The sequence below is a fragment of the Phenylobacterium sp. genome (assembly GCF_036963605.1).
Classification (GTDB): domain Bacteria; phylum Pseudomonadota; class Alphaproteobacteria; order Caulobacterales; family Caulobacteraceae; genus Phenylobacterium.
Genome location: NZ_JBALUY010000006.1, coordinates 1 through 17575 on the forward strand (window position 1 = coordinate 1; position 17575 = coordinate 17575).

The 17575-nt window shown below is 67.6% G+C and carries 16 protein-coding genes; 11 read left to right on the plus strand and 5 right to left on the minus strand.

Going from position 1 to position 17575, the window contains the following annotated elements; translation table 11 throughout:
* The 3 genes from V7702_RS02165 to V7702_RS02175 all read left to right on the plus strand — a co-directional run.
* The coding region (locus V7702_RS02165; protein ID WP_335648503.1) for a 3-hydroxyacyl-CoA dehydrogenase NAD-binding domain-containing protein at positions 1–1860 on the plus strand (1860 nt) is incomplete at its 5' end.
* Positions 1857–3722, plus strand: coding sequence for an acetyl-CoA hydrolase/transferase C-terminal domain-containing protein (locus V7702_RS02170; protein ID WP_335648504.1), 1866 nt, complete (start codon positions 1857–1859; stop codon positions 3720–3722). The genes V7702_RS02165 and V7702_RS02170, both read left to right, overlap by 4 nt.
* Positions 3723–3782: 60 nt before the next feature.
* Positions 3783–4241, plus strand: coding sequence for a bactofilin family protein (locus V7702_RS02175; RefSeq protein WP_335648505.1), 459 nt, complete (start codon positions 3783–3785; stop codon positions 4239–4241).
* A 10-nt stretch (positions 4242–4251) separates the two neighbouring features.
* On the opposite strand, the gene V7702_RS02180 is transcribed toward V7702_RS02175, so the two are convergent.
* Both V7702_RS02180 and V7702_RS02185 read right to left on the minus strand, forming a co-directional pair.
* Entirely contained in the window at positions 4252–5430 is a 1179-nt protein-coding gene (locus tag V7702_RS02180) for a patatin-like phospholipase family protein (protein ID WP_335648506.1), read from the minus strand.
* A gap of 39 nt (positions 5431–5469) precedes the next feature.
* Complete coding sequence (locus V7702_RS02185) at positions 5470–6411, minus strand: LysR family transcriptional regulator (RefSeq protein ID WP_335648507.1); 942 nt, start codon at positions 6409–6411, stop codon at positions 5470–5472.
* Positions 6412–6543: 132 nt separating this feature from the next.
* On the opposite strand from V7702_RS02185, the gene V7702_RS02190 reads away from it, so the two are divergent.
* The 3 genes from V7702_RS02190 to V7702_RS02200 all read left to right on the plus strand — a co-directional run bounded on the left by V7702_RS02190 (position 6544) and on the right by V7702_RS02200 (position 10755).
* The gene (locus V7702_RS02190; RefSeq protein WP_335648508.1) at positions 6544–7242 is read left to right on the plus strand and encodes a pirin family protein; all 699 of its coding nucleotides are present in this window, start codon (positions 6544–6546) and stop codon (positions 7240–7242) included.
* A gap of 42 nt (positions 7243–7284) precedes the next feature.
* The gene (gene wrbA / locus V7702_RS02195; RefSeq protein WP_335648509.1) at positions 7285–7884 is read left to right on the plus strand and encodes an NAD(P)H:quinone oxidoreductase; all 600 of its coding nucleotides are present in this window, start codon (positions 7285–7287) and stop codon (positions 7882–7884) included.
* A gap of 168 nt (positions 7885–8052) precedes the next feature.
* Complete coding sequence (locus V7702_RS02200) at positions 8053–10755, plus strand: TonB-dependent receptor (protein ID WP_335648510.1); 2703 nt, start codon at positions 8053–8055, stop codon at positions 10753–10755.
* A gap of 112 nt (positions 10756–10867) precedes the next feature.
* Here the strand turns inward: V7702_RS02200 and V7702_RS02205 are convergent, their stop codons facing one another.
* Genes V7702_RS02205 through phnF form a run of 3 tightly spaced genes read right to left on the minus strand, consistent with a single transcriptional unit; the run spans position 10868 to position 13487 of the window.
* Entirely contained in the window at positions 10868–11602 is a 735-nt protein-coding gene (locus V7702_RS02205) for an endonuclease/exonuclease/phosphatase family protein (protein WP_335648511.1), read from the minus strand.
* Positions 11603–11617: 15 nt separating this feature from the next.
* The gene (locus tag V7702_RS02210) at positions 11618–12751 is read right to left on the minus strand and encodes an alpha-D-ribose 1-methylphosphonate 5-triphosphate diphosphatase (protein ID WP_335648512.1); all 1134 of its coding nucleotides are present in this window, start codon (positions 12749–12751) and stop codon (positions 11618–11620) included.
* Positions 12752–12779: 28 nt separating this feature from the next.
* Complete coding sequence (gene phnF / locus V7702_RS02215; protein WP_335648513.1) at positions 12780–13487, minus strand: phosphonate metabolism transcriptional regulator PhnF; 708 nt, start codon at positions 13485–13487, stop codon at positions 12780–12782.
* Positions 13488–13653: 166 nt separating this feature from the next.
* Here phnF and phnG point away from each other — a divergent pair, with 166 nt between their 5' ends.
* From phnG to phnK, 5 genes are read left to right on the plus strand one after another with little or no spacing between them, the layout of a single operon-like run.
* Positions 13654–14127 (plus strand): phosphonate C-P lyase system protein PhnG, encoded by a 474-nt coding sequence (gene phnG / locus V7702_RS02220; RefSeq protein WP_335648514.1) that lies wholly within the window; start codon positions 13654–13656, stop codon positions 14125–14127.
* Complete coding sequence (gene phnH / locus V7702_RS02225; protein ID WP_335648515.1) at positions 14124–14741, plus strand: phosphonate C-P lyase system protein PhnH; 618 nt, start codon at positions 14124–14126, stop codon at positions 14739–14741. The genes phnG and phnH overlap by 4 nt, the downstream gene beginning before the upstream one ends.
* Before the next feature lies 1 nt (position 14742).
* Entirely contained in the window at positions 14743–15852 is a 1110-nt protein-coding gene (locus V7702_RS02230) for a carbon-phosphorus lyase complex subunit PhnI (protein WP_335648516.1), read from the plus strand.
* Positions 15849–16778: an alpha-D-ribose 1-methylphosphonate 5-phosphate C-P-lyase PhnJ gene (locus tag V7702_RS02235; RefSeq protein ID WP_335648517.1), complete on the plus strand. Its 930-nt coding sequence runs from the start codon at positions 15849–15851 to the stop codon at positions 16776–16778. The genes V7702_RS02230 and V7702_RS02235 overlap by 4 nt, the downstream gene beginning before the upstream one ends.
* Positions 16775–17572 (plus strand): phosphonate C-P lyase system protein PhnK, encoded by a 798-nt coding sequence (phnK, locus tag V7702_RS02240; protein ID WP_335648518.1) that lies wholly within the window; start codon positions 16775–16777, stop codon positions 17570–17572. Before V7702_RS02235 ends, phnK begins: the two co-directional genes overlap by 4 nt.
* Positions 17573–17575: the final 3 nt, after the last annotated feature.

Sequence of the window (17575 nt, forward strand, 5' to 3'; positions counted from 1 at the left end):
TTCGCCGGCGCCGATGTGAAAGCCTTTGTCGGCGCCCGCGACGCCCAGGAGATGGAGCAGCGGATGACCCGCGCCCACGAGGTGGTCGATCGCCTCGCCAAGCTCAGCATGCCGACGGTCGCCGTCATCCATGGTTACGCCCTGGGCGGTGGACTGGAGATCGCGCTGGCCTGCGACCACCGCATCCTGGTCGGCGACGAGGCGCGCCTCGGATTTCCGGAAGTTCAGCTCGGCCTGCATCCGGGGCTGGGCGGCACGGCCCGCCTGCTGGACCTGATCGACCCGCTGGAAGCCATGCAGATGATGCTGACCGGCAAGGCCAAACGGCCGGGGGAGGCCAAGGTCATCGGCCTGGCCGACGCCGTCACCGAAGAGCGCCATGTGCGCGCCGCCGTCGCCGCGGTCGCCCGGGGCGAGTTCCGCTCGTCCAAGCCCGGCCGCCTGGGCCGGCTGCGCCACCAGGTCACCGAACGTATCCTGCACGCCGATCTTCCCCGCCGCGCCGCGGCTGATCGTATGCGCAGCCAGGCCGCCAAGCAGGCGCCGCCGGAACACTATCCCGCGCCGGGCGCCCTGGCGGACCTGTGGGAGCGACACGGCGACGACCTGAAGGCGATGCGCAAGGCCGAGATCGCCTCCTTCGCCCGGCTGATGACGACGGACGCCGCCCAGAACCTGATCCGCGTCTTCTTCCTGCGGGAGAAGATGAAGCGGCTGACCGAGGTCGAGGCGATGCCGCCGCGCCACCTGCATGTCATCGGGGCCGGCGCCATGGGGGGCGACATCGCCGCCTGGGCGGCTTGGCACGGGATCAAGGTCACCCTGGCCGACCTGAAGCCCGAGATCATCGCCCAGGCCGTGGGCCGCGCTGCGACCCTCTATCCCAAGCTCGGGCACGACAGCGCCAAGACCCGTGACGCCCTGGACCGCCTGATCCCAGACCCGGACGGCCACGGCGTCCGCCATGCCGACCTGATCATCGAGGCGGCGCCGGAAAAGCTTGAACTCAAAAAGAAAATCTATGCCGACCTCGAGCCGCGCATGAAGCCCGGCGCGGTGCTGGCCACAAACACCTCCTCGATACGGCTGGAGGACCTGGCCGAGGGGCTTTCAAAGCCCGAGCGGCTGATCGGCATACACTTCTTCAATCCGGTCTCGCGGATGCAGCTGGTGGAGATCGTCACCCATGAAGGGGTCTCAGGCGAGACGCTCGATCTGGCCAAGGCCTTCCTGGGCGCCATCGACCGTCTGCCGGCGCCGGTGCGCAGTGCGCCGGGCTTCCTCGTGAACCGGGCGCTGACGCCCTACATGCTCGAAGCCATGGTGATGATGCAGGAAGGCCACGCGCCCGAAACCATCGACGCCGCCGCCGAAGCCTTCGGCATGCCGGTAGGCCCCGCGACGCTCGCCGACCAGGTGGGGCTGGATGTGGGCATCGCCGTCGCCGACAGCCTGAAGGCAAACCTGGAAAAGCCCCTGCCCGTCCCGCCCGACACCCTGCGCGCCAAGGTCACGGCGGGCGACCTGGGCCGCAAGACCGGCAAGGGCATCTACGCCTGGAAGGACGGAGAAGCCCAGAAGGCCAGGTCCTTCGCCAAGCCGACCCAAGAGATGACCGACCGCCTGATCCTGCCGATGATCGACGCCTGCCTGGAATGCCTACGCCAGGGCGTGGTCGCGGACGAGGACGTGGTCGATGGCGCGATGATCTTCGGCGCCGGCTTCGCCCCCTTCCGCGGCGGCCCGATCCACTATGCCCGCGAGGCCGGCGCGCAGACGCTCAAGACCCGCATGGATGAGCTCGCCGCCATCCATGGCGAGCGTTTCCGTCCCGACCAGGGTTGGGATCGTCTGACGTGAGTTCGGCCATGCTGCGGATGACCCAGGCCGACGATGTCGCCAGGGCCATCATCGAACGGCTGGACGGCAAGGTGGTGCTGGGACTGCCGCTCGGCCTGGGCAAGGCCAACCATATCGCCAACGCCCTCTATGCCCGGGCGGCCACCGACCTCTCGATCTCGCTGCGGATCTTCACCGCGCTGACCCTGACGCCGCCAGAACCCGGCAGCCTGCTGGAAAAGCGGTTCATGGGGCCGATACTGGAACGCACCCTGGGGGGCTATCCCGAACTGGCCTACGCCCAGGCCCAGCGCCGGGGCGGCCTGCCGCCCAATATCGAGGTGGACGAGTTCTTCCTGCAGGCCGGCATGTGGCTGAATGATCCCGAGGTGCAGCAGAACTACATCAGCGCCAATTACACCCACGCTAGCCGCTACATCCTGGAACGCGGCTGCAATGTGGTCGCCCAGCTGGTGGCCAAGGGCGAGCGGGACGACGCCGAAAGCTACAGCCTCTCCTGCAACACCGACCTGACCCTGGAACTCCTCAAGGCCAAGGCCGAGGGCCGGAGCGACCTCATCCTGGTGGGCCAGGTGAATTCCGAACTGCCCTACATGCCAGGTCCCGGCGAACTGCCGCCTGAGGTCTTCGCCATGATGCTGGAGAGCCCGGAGGTGGAGTTTCCCCTGCCTGGCCCGCCCAAGCAGCCGGTCAGCCTGACCCACTACGCCATGGGCTTCCACGTCGCGAGCCTGATCCCCGACGGCGGCACATTGGAGATCGGCATCGGCTCCATGGGCCATGCGGTGGCCCATGCGCTGATCCTGCGTCACCGGCAGCCGGTCAGGTTCGTGGAGATTCTGAAGGCGCTGACCCCGCCCGATGATCGGCTCCAGCGCCACACCGCGCCCTTCGAGGAGGGGATCTATGCGGCCACCGAGATGTTCGTGGACGCCTTCCTAGAGCTCTACCGCGCCGGCGTTCTGAAACGCGAGGTGGACGGCGCGGTGCTGGACGCCGCCTTCTTCTTGGCGCCGCGGGACTTCTACGCCGCCCTGCGCGACATGCCGCTGGAGGAGCGCGCCAAGTTCCGGATGACCGATGTGGGCTTCGTCAACGAGCTGCACGGCGCGGACTTCGACAAGCGGGTGGCTGATCGCAAGGGCGCGCGCTTCGTCAACAACGCCATGATCGCCACCCTGCTCGGCGCCGTGGCCTCCGACGCGCTGGAGGACGGCCGGGTGGTGAGCGGGGTCGGCGGCCAGTACAATTTCGTCGCCCAGGCCTTCGCCCTGCCCGACGCCCGGTCGATCATGACCCTGCCGGCCAGCCGACAGGCCAGCGATGGGCCGGAATCCAACATCCGCTGGTCCTATGGCCACACCACCATTCCCCGGCACCTGCGCGACATGGTGGTGACCGAGTATGGCGTCGCCGATCTGCGCGGCGCCCGGGACGGCGAGGTGATTGCTCGGATGCTGGAGGTGGCCGACGCCGCCTTCCACGAAACCCTGGCGGATCAGGCCAAGGCCGCAGGCAAGCTCCCGGGCGACCACAGGATCAGCGCCTTCGCGGCCGGCAATACGGCTGCGGTCGTCGGCGAACGGCTGGAGCCGTTCCGCAAGGCCGGCGACCTGCCGCCCTTCCCTTTCGGCAGCGAGATGACGCAGGTCGAGCAGGACCTGGCTCCGGCGCTGCAGAAGATCAAGGCCGCGGCGGCGTCCAAGACCGATATCGCCGCCCTGGCCTTGCGCGGCCTGACGCCCGGCAAAGATCCGCCCGGCCTGGTCGCAGCGCTGGACCGCCTGGGCCTCTCGAAACCCCGGGGCCTGGAGGAACGCCTCTATGCCCGCCTGGTCAGAGGGGCGCTGGCGGAACGTTGATCTCGAACTGGCCTTGAGTTTGCACGGTACGTGTCGAAACGTATCGGGACGGGACGCGCCATGTTCGACAAATCCAGCAAGACTTCACCTCAGCGCCGGCCTGACGAAGATCAGGCCCTGCGCGCCCAGCCGCCGCAGCCTGCGCCGAAGCCCAAAGCGGCGTCGCTGATCGGTCCGGGCCTCTGTGTACAGGGCGATATAGCCGGCGAGGCCGAGGTGCAGATCGACGGCCTGGTGCGCGGCGACATCCGCGTCGGCAAGCTCAGCCTTGGTCCACAGGGCCGCATCGAGGGCTCCGTGGTGGCCGTGATCGCCGAGATCCGCGGCCATGTGAAAGGCCCCATGAAGGCCCGGCAGGTGCGCCTTTATGGCACCGCCCATATCGAGGGCGACATCGCCCACGAACAGCTGGCCATGGAAACCGGCGCCGTGTTCGAAGGCCGCAGCGTGCGGCTGGCCAAGCCGGGCGAGGCCGAAGCCCAGGCCGGAACCGCCCCTGCCGCCTCGACCGCAGCCTGAGCCTGCTCGCCTACGGCGGTCCCGCTGGGTGCGAAATGTCTTCGGGGATCACCTCCTGGAACGCCGTGCCCGCCGCCCCGGCGGCGCGTCCGGCGTCGAACAGCTTGCCCATGGACTCCATGTCGAAGGCCAGGCTGTCGGCGCCCAGCTCCGTCGGGATGGCCGCGTAGCGCAGGGCCGCGCCGTTCCGCTCGGCGAAGGCGACGCTGGCCAGCAGGTGCGCCCGCAGATCAGCCTTCGACATGGTGTCGAAACTGCGCATCAGGATCGGCAGGGTCGCCCCCTTGGTGATGGTGCGCCGAGCCTCGATCTCGCCGTTGATGATCACATAGAGATCAGTTGGCGCCAGGGCGCTCTTGGGCTCCCAGAATGACATGGTGGCGGGCGCCAGGACGAAGGGGGTGGTCACGCCGCCGTCCACATGCATCTCGGCAAGATCACCACCGCGCCCAGGATCCATCATCACCGGCGGAAAGACCCCTGGGATGCTGGCTGAGGCCACCATCACGTTGCGAAACAACGCCAGGGCGGCCGGAGCCTGGCCTGGCGCCTGGCCGGCCAGGGCGATGGCGCCCATATCCCAGATCACCTCTTCCTGGGCGTCGAGATTGGTGGTCGCCACCAGCAGGCGCCGGCCGGCCTTATGCTCAACTGCGATGGCCCTCAACAGAGGGCTGTCGACATACTTGCCTACCAGGGCGCGGAGCGAGCGGTCGCTGTAGAGGCTGGGCCGCCGCAGCAGGCCCCACTGCCCCTCGGTCAGGCGGGCCGCGTCCGGATCGGTATAGGCGGCGGTCAGCTCGGCGTCCCATTCAGGGCCGAGATAGGCGAAGGGCGCCATCAGGGCCCCCGTACTGACGCCGGTGACAATGTCGAAGACGGGACGCGTTCCCGCCTCCGTCCAGCCCACCAGCAGGCCGGCCCCGAACGCGCCGTTGGCGCCGCCGCCGGACACCGCCAGCACGGTCACACCCTCGTCGGCCTGACTGCGCTGGGCCCGCCAGCTTTCAAGGAAGGCCTGGCTGCCGGCCTCGTCTGTGGCGACGAAGCGGAAGGCGTCCAAAGGGGTGGGCTCAGGCGGGGCCGACAGCTCGACCAGGTCCGCGCTTGGGCGGGAAATCGAGCCACATCCCGCAAGCCCGACCGTTGCGGCCAGGATCACGCAGGCGAAGGCCTTTCGCGGTCTCATGACGGCTCCCAGAGGCTTGCCCATCGCCCTATCCCTGGCTCACGATACGTCGGCTGTCGAGACTGACGAGATGGCGATCGCACATCGCTGCGCCAGGCGCCTGGTCAGCAAGCTCGCCACCGCCTCCACCCGCGCCGGTCGCGGACCGCCCGGCGGCATGACCAGATGCAGGGCCACCGGCGGCGGGCTCCAGCCCTCCAGCACCACCTCCAGCCGCCCGGCCGCCAGACAGTCTCGGACAATGAAATCGGGCTGGACAGCGAGGCCGAGGCCCGCCTCCAGGGCCGGCAACAGAGCCTCGGCGTTGTTGGCGCGCAGGGGCCCGCTGGGGCGCACGGACACCTCCTCGCCTGTCGCATTGACGAAGCGCCATGTCTCCGGGCTCGGCAGATAGGCGTAGCCCAGACAGGCGTGCTCGGCGAGATGGCTGGGATGGGTCGGACGCCCATGGCGGGCCAGGTAGTTCGGTGACGCGACCACATGTCGGCGCACCGGCCCGATCCGCCGGGCGATCAGAGAGGAGTCCGGCAGGCTGGCGATCCGCAGGGCCATGTCGAACCCCATGCCGACCAGATCAATGGCCTCATCGCTCATGTGAAGATCGATGGCCACTTCCGGATAGGCGGCCAGGATCTCGGGCAGCAGGGGCGCAAGTTCGATCAGCCCGAACGACATGGGCGCGGCCAGGCGCACCAGCCCGCGTGGCTGGGACGACTGGGCCAGGATTTCGTCCTCGGCCGCCTCTCCGTCGGCCAGCAGCTGACGGGCGCGGTCGGCCAGCCGCGCGCCGCTTTCGGTAAGGGCCAGGCGGCGCGAGGTGCGGTTGAACAGCCGCGCGCCCAGGCGCATCTCCAGGCGGGTGACCGCCTTGGAGACCGTCGCCTTGGACAGTTTGAGCTCGGCGGCGGCGGCCGAGAAGGAGCGCATCTCCACCACCTTGGCGAAGATCGCCATGGCCTCGAGGTCAGGTAACGACGTCATGTTTATGGAAACGATGCTTTTCGGTAGTTTCTATTTCTAATCCGATCATGTGGCCTATCTTCTCCTCAAGCAATGGCGCCTACGAGGGCGCGGGCAAGCAACGGCGCCGACGACGGCGCGGAGGTTTGAGAGATGATTGAGCGCAGAGGGTTTTCCGAACTGGGCGGCGCCGACCACGGTTGGCTGAAGGCCCGCCACCACTTCTCCTTCGCCAACTACTTCGATCCGCAGCGCATGGGCTGGGGACCGATCCGAGTGTGGAACGACGACGAGATCGCGCCGAATTCGGGCTTTCCGCCCCATCCCCACGCAGACATGGAGATCATCACCTATGTCCGCGAGGGGGCCATCACCCACCAGGACAGCCTGGGCAACAAGGGCCGCACCGAGGCCGGCGACGTCCAGGTGATGAGCGCGGGCTCCGGCATCCGCCATGCGGAGTACAATCTGGAGAGCGACACGACCCGCATCTTCCAGATCTGGATCGAGCCCGAGCGGACCGGCGGCGCGCCGGCCTGGGGGGCCAAGCCGTTTCCGAAGGGCGACCGGTCGGGGCGCTTCGTGACCCTGGCGAGCGGCTTCGAGAACGACGGCGAGGCCCTGCCGATCCGCACCCCTGCCCGCGTCCTGGGGGCGACCCTGAAGGCCGGTGAGACCACCGAGCATGTCCTGGACGCCGCGCGCCACGCCTATCTGGTGCCGGCCAAGGGTCGGGTGGAGGTCAATGGCGTGACCCTGGAGGCCCGGGACGGCGCCGCCATCACCGGTGAGACGTCCCTGACCATCACCGCCCTGGAAGACTCCGAACTCGTCCTGGTGGACGCGGCCTAAGGCCGCGTCCCCTCCCCATTTTCCAATCTGCAGGAGCGCGACATGACCAAGGTTCTGGTCCTTTACTATTCGGCCTATGGCCACATCGAAACCATGGCCAAGGCCGTGGCCGAGGGAGCCCGCGAAGTCGGCGTCCAGGTTGACATCAAGCGGGTCCCCGACCTGGTGCCCGAAGAGGTCGCCAAGGCGGCCCACTACAAGATGGACCAGGAGGCGCCGGTGGCGTCCATTCAGGACCTGGCGGACTATGACGCCATCATCGTCGGCGTCGGCACGCGCTTTGGCCGGATGGCCTCGCAGATGGCCAACTTCCTCGACCAGGCCGGCGGCCTGTGGGCCAGCGGCGCACTGAACGGCAAGGTCGGCGGCGCCTTCACCGCCACAGCCACCCAGCACGGCGGCCAGGAGACCACGCTGTTCTCGCTGATCACCAACCTGATGCACTTCGGCCTGGTGGTGGTCGGCATGGACTATGGATATCAGGCCCAGATGCGCCTGGACGAAGTGACCGGCGGCAGCCCCTATGGCGCCACGACCATCACCGGCGGCGACGGCTCGCGCCAGCCAAGCCAGACCGAACTGGACGGCGCCCGCTATCAGGGCCGCCGTATCGCCGAGGTGGCCAAAAAGCTGCACGGCTAGGTTGGTCGGCGCACTTGTCCCCTCGGGATAGGTGCGTCGCCCGCCCCTGTCTAACCGACAAGTCCCGGCGACAACATCGAGACATCACCAAACCCACGAATGGATGACACCAGCGTAGCCTAGTCGAGGCTCCCGTCCGCTGATCACAGCAACAAGGGGGACGGACCCATGTCATCCAATCATCTGCGCCCAGCCGCGCGCCATAGTGGCGCTCGCACGCGCCGTGCTCTTCTGGCCGTCTCGGCCTCTCTGCCCATTCTGGCCGCCGCCGCGGCGCCTGCCCTGGCCCAAGAGGCGGAGGTCGCGGAAGTCGTGGTCACCGCCACCCCGATCCGCGACTCCATCGAAAAGTCGCTGGAGATCCAGAAGGCGTCCGACAATATCGTCAACGTCATCGCCTCAGACACCATCGGCCGCTTCCCCGACGCCACCGCCGCCGGCGCGCTGGCCCGCCTTCCCGGCGTCGGCGTGCAGCGCGACCAGGGCCAGGAGCGCTATATCCAGATCCGTGGCGCCCCGACGCGCTGGACCACGGTGGCCCTCGATGGCGTCAACGTTCTTGGCGCTGAGAATCGCATCTTCCGCTTCGACTCCGTGCCGGCCGCCCAGATCAGCGAACTGACGCTGAGCAAGACCCTGCTGCCGAACATGCCCGCCGAAGCCCTGGCCGGACGGGTGGACATCCGCACCTTCTCACCGCTCGACAACCCGGGCTTCCATGGCTTCTTCGACGCCGGCGGCGGCTTTGTGGACATGGGCGATGGCCCGGTGGAACAGTATTCCGGCCGCCTGTCCTGGGCCAACGACACCTGGGGTGTCAGCCTGATCGGCTCGCACTATTCCTTCGAGCAGCACACCGACAACTCCGAACCGCGGTTCGATGATGTGGGCATCACACAGCTCCGCATCACCAAGTACATCATCACCCGCCAGACGGAGTCCTATTCGGGCCGCATCGAATACGCTCCGAATGACAACCACCGGTTCCGCCTGACCCACCTGAAGACCGAATTCAACGACTTCGAAGAGCGCAACCAGAACCGCTTCCAGTACGACCGGGCCTATCAGATCACCACGCGTAACTTCGACACCTTCGAAGGCGTCGGCGTGCCGCAGGATGCAACCTTTGAGTACGGCACCTTCTCCAACAGCGTGAAGCTGACCAACCTGCATGGCGACCACGAATGGGGAGGCTGGAAAGGCAACTGGGACTTGGCCTACACCGAGACCGAGTTCAACAGCGACATCCCGCTGGTCACCCAGCAGACCGCCGGCGGGCTCTCCTCTACGCCGACCCTCGCCAACGCCCTGCTTCTGCCATCGATCGTGACGCAGGTGAACGCTGTCTCCGGCGGCTTCCCGCATAACACGATGTACGACACCATCCTGGTGGGTGGCGTTCCGACACGTGGCCCGGCGCGCACCTCGCTGGATCAGATGTCGTTGAATGAGGAGTTCGCTACAGAATCGAGCTCGCTGCTGGAGACCGACGCCTTCACGGCCAAGGGTGACATCAGCCGCGAGTGGGAAAGCTTCGGCGCCGACGCCCTGTTCTCCGCCGGCTTCCAGTTCGACGACCGTAGCCAGGACAGCCGCACCGTCGCCTTGGTGCGGCCGGACGGCACCGTCGTGTCAGGCAACCGCAACGGCTTCAACCTGCGGACCATCGCCGCCCAACTGGGCATCGACTGGAATCCCTACTCCTACGTGACCACCGTGCCGTGGGACACCAACTTCGACCACGGCTTCACCGTCGGCTACATGCACAACCCGGCGATGCGCTCCAAGCTGGACGAGTTGATGGACGCTGCGCGCGCGGCCAACGCAGCCGGCGCCAACTATGCCGTCTATGACTGGGACACCCGCGCCGACAACACGGTCGATGAAAAGGTCCTGTCCGGCTATGTCATGAACCGCTGGCGCTGGGATCGCCATACCCTGGTCGGCGGCCTGCGCGTCGAGCGCACGGAAATCGAGACCGACGGCCTAGCCAATGCCGGCGGCGTCCTGCAGCCGCTGAGCTTCTCGTCGGAAGAGACCAACATCTTTCCGAGCCTGCACTACACCTTCGACTATTCCGACGACCTGAAGCTGCGTGCGGCCTTCATCTCGGGTCAGGCGCGCCCCAGTCTCGCCGGCTTGCGGGCGACGGTTTCGGTCAACGACAACGCCCAAACCATCAGCGGCGGCAACCCCTTCGCCGTCCCGGAAACGGCCTATGGTCTCGACGGTTCGGTGGAGTGGTACTTCGGCCCAGCTTCGCTGCTGGCCGCCAGCGCTTTCCACCGCGAAGTAAAGGACGTGTTGTTCTCGTCCACCCAGGTGGTCGGCGATGACAGCTATAACTTCGACGGAGTTGACCGCAGCCAGTACCTGATCTCGGCCACCGTCAATGGCGGCGACGGCTATCTGAGCGGCGTGGAGTTCATCTACAACCAGCCCTTCACCTTCCTGCCCGGCCCGCTGTCCGGCTTCGGCTTCCAAGGCAGCGTGTCGTTCACCAAGGGGGAGTTCGAGACCCCCGAAGGTCCCAAGGTAGAGTTCCCGGGCACGTCTGACCGCATCACCTCGGCCACGCTGTTCTACGAGAATTACGGCCTCTCGACCCGGCTGTCGTACCAGCACCGGACGGCCTGGCTGGACGAGGTGTTCCCGAGCGGCAGCTCCGACAACTCCAACCTCTACTGGGACGCCACGACCCGTTGGGACCTGTCGATCCGCTACGAGATCAATCCCAACTTCTCGGTCTTCTTCGACGGCAACAACCTGACCGACGAGCGCGGCGTACGCTACCAAGGCGTCGAAAACCGCCCCTACGAAATCGAAGGCTTCGGCCGCAAGTTCATGGCCGGCGTCCGCGCCACCTTCTAATCCCCTGTCCCTGGCGGGCCGCGTGATCGCGGCTCGCCAACGGACATGCCTTGGCGTCCCGGCTTTGCTGGGGCGCTTTTTTTTTGCGGAGTCTCAAGACTGAGGCGGGCCCTCAGGCCCGTGCGAGATCTGCGACGACGGCGGCGTGGTCGCTGGGGAAGAAGCCGTCCGCATCGGGCCGATCCAGGGCGTTGAATCGGCTGACGAGGCGCCAACGGCCAGTCTCGACGAGAATGGCGTGATCGATCGCCGCGCCCGCGGGGCTGATCGGCCGCCCGGCGCGCTCGCCCTGCAATGTGGGCGGCGCGGCGGGATCGAGGCCGGCCGCCACCGCCGCAAGCTCGGGCGCGGTCGCTGGGGCGTTGAAATCCCCGACCGCCAGCAGCCTGGATCCCGGCGAAGCGGCTTCGGCCATGGCGTGCGCCAGCTGCCGTCCACGAAGGGCCGAGGCCTCCGAGCCTCTAAGATGGGTGAGATGCAGGTTCAGAATGCGCAGATCAGGCGTCGCCTGAATCCATTGGGCGATGCGTTCGCCGTCGGCTGGATCGACGGGCAAGGCGATACGGCCCCTCGCCTGCGGCGCCGCCCGCGACAGAATGGCCAGCCCCGAAGCGCTGTCCATGGGTCGGCCCTCGTGGAGGCGGGCCTTACGTCGAGCGGGCTCTATCGAGACATACAGGCCCAGGGCCTCTCCCAGACGGGCGGCCGTGTCACGGCCCTGCGCCTGGAAGGCCTCCTGCAGGCACACCACGTCAGGCGCGAGGGCGGCTAGGCCCTCGGCCATCAGGGCGAGCCGGTGGTCGTACCGGCCTTCGTTCTTCCAGGTGTTGAGGGTGACGATCCGCATGGCTGGTCCGAGTGATCAGGCGGCCCGTTTGCCCTGGGTCCAGACGCCGCGCACCAGGGGCAGGTCGCCGGCCAAGCGCACCCGCAGCAGGTCGGCCCGGCGCCCGGGCGCGATCTCGCCCCGGTCGTCCAGTCCCACGGCCCGGGCCGGCCCGGCAGTGACCAGGGCGACCGCCTGAGCGAGGCTCCAGCCGAACGGCTCCCGCGTCATGGCGAAGGCGCACTCCACCAGGCTGCGGGGGACATAGTCCGAAGCGAAGGCGTCGAGCAGGTCGGCCTGGGCGAGCTCCGCGGCCGGCACGTTTCCGGAGTAGGAGCCGCCGCGGATCAGGTTGGGGCCGCCCATGACCACCACCATGCCCCGCTCTCGGGCCCGGCGGGCGGCCTCGGCCGTCACGGGAAACTCGGCCACGGTGGCCCCGAGATCGGCGGCCTCGTCCACATGGGCCAGGCTCTCATCGTCGTGGCTGGCCAGAGGGGTCCCACGGCTCTTGGCCATCTGCGCCACGTGGGTGCGGTTGCCCTCGGCGTTGCGGGCCTGGCGGTCACGGACCTGGGCGAGACGCTCAAGGGCGGTGGCTTCGCTCATGCCATTGGCCTGCCAGTTGGCCAGATGCTTCTCCAGATTACGGTACTGCCGCTGGCCTGGCGTGTGGTCCATGAGCGAGAACATGGCCGTCATCGGATGATCGGCCATGACCTCCAGGCGCGAGCGGAGATCATCGGCGGTGGTCTCGCAGCGCCAGTGGATCCTGTGATCGGCCCGCAGCATGCCGTGGTCCTGGGCGTCGTGGAGCCCATCGACCAGTCGCCGCAGATTGTCGGTGTTCCGCGCCGCCGAGGGATTGAAGGAGCCCAGCGTCAGGGAGTTGAGGATGGTGGTCACCCCCACAGACAGGCAGCAGCCATCATGGGTCACCGCCGCCGAGACGGGATTCCAGTCGATATTGGGCCGGGGGAAATAGTGCTTTTCCAGGCTGTCGGTATGCAGGTCCACGACGCCGGGCATCAGGACGTCGCCCTCGAAATCTTCCCCGACGCCCCCGGCGCCAGGGCTCACCTCTGCGACCACGCCGTCACGCACCAGCACCGATCCGATGAAGTCTTCGTCGCCCGTCACCACGCGCGCGTTTCGAAACGCCAGTTCCACGCTCTTCTCCTGGTAAAATTCTAGAAACTCAGTCCCGCTCGGGGTCCTGGAAAATGATCTCGATCTCGGCGGTCGAGCGGGATTCGCCGAATTCCAGCGGGCGGCCCAGGCCGTCCACATTGAGGTACCTTCGGATCATCAGGGGCACATGGCGCGGCACGTGGAGTTGCTCGGCCTCCTGCGGGGTCGGCAGGCGCGCCGAGATCGAGGTGCGCCGCCGGGTATAGTCGGGCACGCCGCTGTCGCGCAGGGTCTGGGTGATGGTGCCGCGGACCTTGTACATCTCGATGAAGGTCGGGAACCGCTCGAAGCTGAAATGGTGGAGGCCAAGGGCCGTCGGCTCGCCGTCCACGAAACGCTGCCGCTCCATGAAGATCACGGGGGCGCCGACCTTCAGGCCCAGGGCCTCGGCCACGGCGCTGATCGCCGGGCGCACTTCAAGCTTGAGGATCTGGGTGGTGGGTTCGGCCCCGCTGCGCAGGACGGCTTCGGTAAAGCGTGGCCGCTTCTGCAGGCGGGCCGGCCGCGACGGGCGGCGCACGAAGCTGCCGCGTCCCTGAGTCGATTCGACGATGCCCTTTTCCTGCAGGTCGGACAGGGCGCGCCGCACCGTATGGCGGTTGACCATGAACTGACGCGACAACTCGTGTTCGGTGGGCAGTTTGTCGCCCGGAGTCAGTTCGCGCGATCGTATCTGCCGCTCCAGCGACTGGGCGATCTCTCGCCACAACGGCATTCCACCTGACATTCCATCACCTCGTGATCAGTCTACGTCGGATGTTCTAGACAAGTTTTACTACTGTAAAATAACTTTCATACTTGGCTTGTTGTCGCCAATTCGGCTTTCGAATACCCAATGCATAGGACGAATACAACATTTTACTTACTTGTCGAGGTGAGACATGCCGGCTGAACCGGTCCACGAGACGGCGAACGTCGAGCGCCGCAATTGGTTGTCCATCCTGGCCAAGGCGCAGCCCGCCGAGATGATCGCCGCCTGGGACGCCCTGGCCGAAGCCCCAACCTATTCGGCGCTGCGCGCGCCGGAGACCGGTCTTGTGCTGGTGCGCGGCCGCATGGGCGGCGCCGGCGACGCCTTCAATGTGGGGGAGATGACCGTCACCCGCGCCGCGGTGCGGCTGGACAGCGGCGAGACCGGGATCGGCTATGTCGCCGGCCGCGACCGTCGCCACGCCGAACTCGCCGCCGCCGTCGACGCCATGATGCAGGCCCCGGCCCTTCGCCCGGCGGTCGAGGGCGCCGTGGTCGCCAAGCTGGCCCGCGCCCAGGCCGAGCGCCGCGACACCGCCGCCCGCAAGGCCGCGGCCACCAAGGTCGACTTCTTCACCATGGTTCGCACCCGAGGCCCCCAATGAGCGTCGCCACCCTCGATCTCAGCCGCATCGCCCCGGCCTTCGCCGACCCTGTCCGCGAAAGCCAGGCGGTGTTCCGCGAGGTGATGGAATGCATGGCCCGCCCCGGCCGCATCACCCGCTTCGACCGCGCGCCCCAGGCCCCGACCGGGCTGGGCAAGGCGGCCGGCGCCGTGGCGCTCACCCTGTTCGACTTCGAGACTCAGGTCTGGCTCGACCCGACCCTGGCCGACTCCGAGGCCGAGGCCTGGCTGCGCTTCCACTGCGGCTGCCCGCTGACCACCAACGCCCAGGACGCCGCCTTCGCCATCGTCACCGACATGGCCAAGGCGCCGAACCTGGCCGCCTTCAACCAGGGCGACGCCAAGTACCCCGACCGCTCCACCACGGTGATCCTGCAGCTGGCCTCCCTCGAGGGCGGCCCGACGGTGACGCTCAGCGGCCCGGGCATCCAGACCACCACCGATATCGCGCCCCAGGGCCTGCCCCAGGACTTCTGGACGCAGATCGAGGCCAACCAGGCGCAGTTCCAGTTCGGCGTCGACGTTCTGCTGGTCTCAGACGACCAGCTGCTCGCCCTGCCGCGCACCACAACCGCTCAGATCAAGGGAGGCTGACATGGCCTATGTTTCCGTCAAAGGCGGCGAGAAGGCGATCACCCACGCGCACCAGTGGCTGGCCGAGGATCGCCGCGGCGATCCCACGGTCGGCGAACTGGAGGTGGCGCAGGTTCGCGAACAGCTGTCGCTCGCCGTCGATCGGGTGATGAGCGAAGGCTCCTGCTACGACCGCGACCTGGCCGCGCTTGCGGTCAAGCAGGCCCGAGGCGATCTGCCCGAGGCCATCTTCCTGCTGCGGGCCTATCGCACCACCCTGCCCCGCTTCGGGGCCTCCCTGCCCGTGGAGACCGAAGCCATGGCGGTGCGCCGCCGTGTCTCGGCCGCCTTCAAGGACATTCCTGGCGGCCAGGTGCTGGGCCCCACCTTCGACTACACTCACCGCCTGCTCGACTTCGCCCTGGCGGCCGAAGGCGGCGTGGCCCCTGAGCCCGCGCCCCAGGCCGAAGAGCCCCAGGTTTATCCCATGCCCAACATCGCCTCGGTGTTCCGGCATGAGGATCTGCTGGAGCACGACGTCCGCACCGATGAGGCGCCCGAGCCGTACGACCTGACCCGCCAGCCGATGAAATTCCCCGCCGATCGCGACCAGCGCCTGCAGGCCCTGGCCCGGGGCGACGAGGGTTTCCTGCTCAGCCTTGCCTATTCCTCGCAGCGCGGCTGGGGTTCGACCCACCCCCTCTGCGGCGAGATCCGCCTGGGTGAAGTGGCCGTCGAATTCGTGCCCGACGAACTCGGTTTCCCCATCGAGATCGGCGAGATCACCCTGACGGAATGCACCATGCTGTCGGGCTTCGCCGGCTCGGCCGAGCGTCCGCCGCAGTACACCCGCGGCTATGGCCTGACCTTCGGCCACTGCGAGCGCAAGGCCATGAGCATGGCCATCGTCGACCGCGCCCTGCGTCACCGCGAAGTGGGCGAACAGGCCGACGCGCCGGTGCAGGACGAGGAGTTTGTCCTCTACCACTCCGACAATGTGGAGGCCTCGGGCTTCGTGCAGCACCTGAAGCTGCCCCACTACGTCGACTTCCAGGCCGACCTGCAACTGATCCGCCGGCTCCGCAAGGAGCACTTCGAGCGCCGCGCCGCCCTGAAGGAAGCCGCAGAATGAGTACGCCCGTCCCGGCTCGCGCCAATGCGCCCGAGCGCTACTACAACTACGCCTATCTCGACGAGCAGACGAAGCGGATGATCCGCCGCTCGATCCTGAAGGCCCTGGCCATCCCCGGATACCAGGTGCCCTTCGGCTCGCGGGAAATGCCCGTGCCCTATGGCTGGGGCACCGGCGGCATCCAGCTGACCGCCGCGATCATCGGCCCCGACGATGTCTACAAGTGCATCGACCAGGGCGCCGATGACACCACCAACGCCGTCTCCATCCGCCGGTTCTTCGCCAATGTGGCCGACGTGGCCACCACCGAGGACACCGGTGAGGCGACCATCATCCAGACCCGCCACCGGATCCCGGAAAAGCCCCTGAAGCAGGGCCAGGTCCTGGTCTACCAGGTGCCTCAGCCCGAGCCCCTGCGCGGCCTGGAAGCGCGCGAGACAGAGACCCGCGCCATGCACGCCTACGAAGAGTACGGCCTGCAGTACGTCTCGCTCTATGAGAACGTCTCAACCTATGGACGCATCGCCGCCACCGCCGGCTATCCGGTGATGGTGGAGGAGCGCTACCTGATGTCGCCCTCGCCGATCCCCAAGTTCGACAACCCCAAGATGGCCCAGAACGAAGCGGTCATGTTGTTCGGGGCGGGCCGGGAAAAGCGGATCTACGCCGTGCCGCCCTTCACCCGCGTGCGCAGCCTGGACTTCGAGGACTACCCCTTCGAGACCCAGACCTGGGAAGAGACCTGCGCCCTTTGCGGGGCCGAGGACTCCTACCTCGATGAGGTCATCCTCGATGACGCCGGCGATAAGATGTTCGTCTGCTCCGACAGCCACCACTGCGCCGAACGCCGCGAGGCGGGCCATGTCGGCCCCATGGCCGGCCACACCCTCGACCAGGACGCCGCCCTGAAGGAGCCCGCCCAATGAACGCCATCCCTGGCAGAATAGCGCCAGCGCCGCTGCTCAGCGTCGAGGGCCTGACCAAGTGGTACGGCCATGTCCTGGGCTGCCGCGACGTGGCCTTCGACCTGCGTCCGGGCGAGGTGCTCGGCATCGTCGGTGAGAGCGGATCGGGCAAGACCACCCTGCTCAACTGCATCTCCGGCAAGCTGACGCCGACCTCGGGCGAGGTCCGCTTCGACACCCGCCGCTTCGGCCTCACCGACATCTACGGCATGTCCGAGCCCGACCGGCGCCGGATGCAGCGCGAGGAATGGGGCTTCGTGCACCAGAACCCGCGCGATGGCCTGCGCATGCGGGTCTCCGGCGGCGCCAATGTCGCCGAGCCGCTGATGAACCTGGGCGGTCGCCACTACGGCAATATGCGCCAGGCCACCATCGACTGGCTGGACCGGGTGGAGCTCGACACCCGCCGCATCGACGACAAGCCGCGCAACTTCTCCGGCGGCATGCAGCAGCGGATCCAGGTGGCCCGCAACCTGATCCACGGCCCGCGCCTGGTGTTCATGGATGAGCCCACCGGCGGCCTCGACGTCTCGGTTCAGGCGCGCCTGCTCGACCTGCTGCGTGAGCTGGTCCGCGACCTGGGCCTGGCGGTGATCATCGTCACCCACGACATGGCCGTGGCCCGGCTGATGGCCGACCGCCTGATGGTCATGAAGGGTGGCGAGGTGGTGGAAACCGGCCTCACCGACCAGGTGCTGGACGATCCCCAGCACCCCTACACCCAGCTCCTCGTCTCCTCCGTCCTGCAGATCTAGAGC

Coding starts and splice junctions, on each gene's coding strand:
- V7702_RS02230 (WP_335648516.1), top strand. CDS start 14,743: ATGGCCTATGTTTCCGTCAAAGGCGGCGAGAAGGCGATCACCCACGCG.
- V7702_RS02175 (WP_335648505.1), top strand. CDS start 3,783: ATGTTCGACAAATCCAGCAAGACTTCACCTCAGCGCCGGCCTGACGAA.
- phnF (WP_335648513.1), bottom strand. CDS start 13,487: ATGCCGTTGTGGCGAGAGATCGCCCAGTCGCTGGAGCGGCAGATACGA.
- V7702_RS02185 (WP_335648507.1), bottom strand. CDS start 6,411: ATGACGTCGTTACCTGACCTCGAGGCCATGGCGATCTTCGCCAAGGTG.
- V7702_RS02190 (WP_335648508.1), top strand. CDS start 6,544: ATGATTGAGCGCAGAGGGTTTTCCGAACTGGGCGGCGCCGACCACGGT.
- V7702_RS02235 (WP_335648517.1), top strand. CDS start 15,849: ATGAGTACGCCCGTCCCGGCTCGCGCCAATGCGCCCGAGCGCTACTAC.
- V7702_RS02180 (WP_335648506.1), bottom strand. CDS start 5,430: ATGAGACCGCGAAAGGCCTTCGCCTGCGTGATCCTGGCCGCAACGGTC.
- phnK (WP_335648518.1), top strand. CDS start 16,775: ATGAACGCCATCCCTGGCAGAATAGCGCCAGCGCCGCTGCTCAGCGTC.
- phnH (WP_335648515.1), top strand. CDS start 14,124: ATGAGCGTCGCCACCCTCGATCTCAGCCGCATCGCCCCGGCCTTCGCC.
- wrbA (WP_335648509.1), top strand. CDS start 7,285: ATGACCAAGGTTCTGGTCCTTTACTATTCGGCCTATGGCCACATCGAA.
- V7702_RS02205 (WP_335648511.1), bottom strand. CDS start 11,602: ATGCGGATCGTCACCCTCAACACCTGGAAGAACGAAGGCCGGTACGAC.
- phnG (WP_335648514.1), top strand. CDS start 13,654: ATGCCGGCTGAACCGGTCCACGAGACGGCGAACGTCGAGCGCCGCAAT.
- V7702_RS02200 (WP_335648510.1), top strand. CDS start 8,053: ATGTCATCCAATCATCTGCGCCCAGCCGCGCGCCATAGTGGCGCTCGC.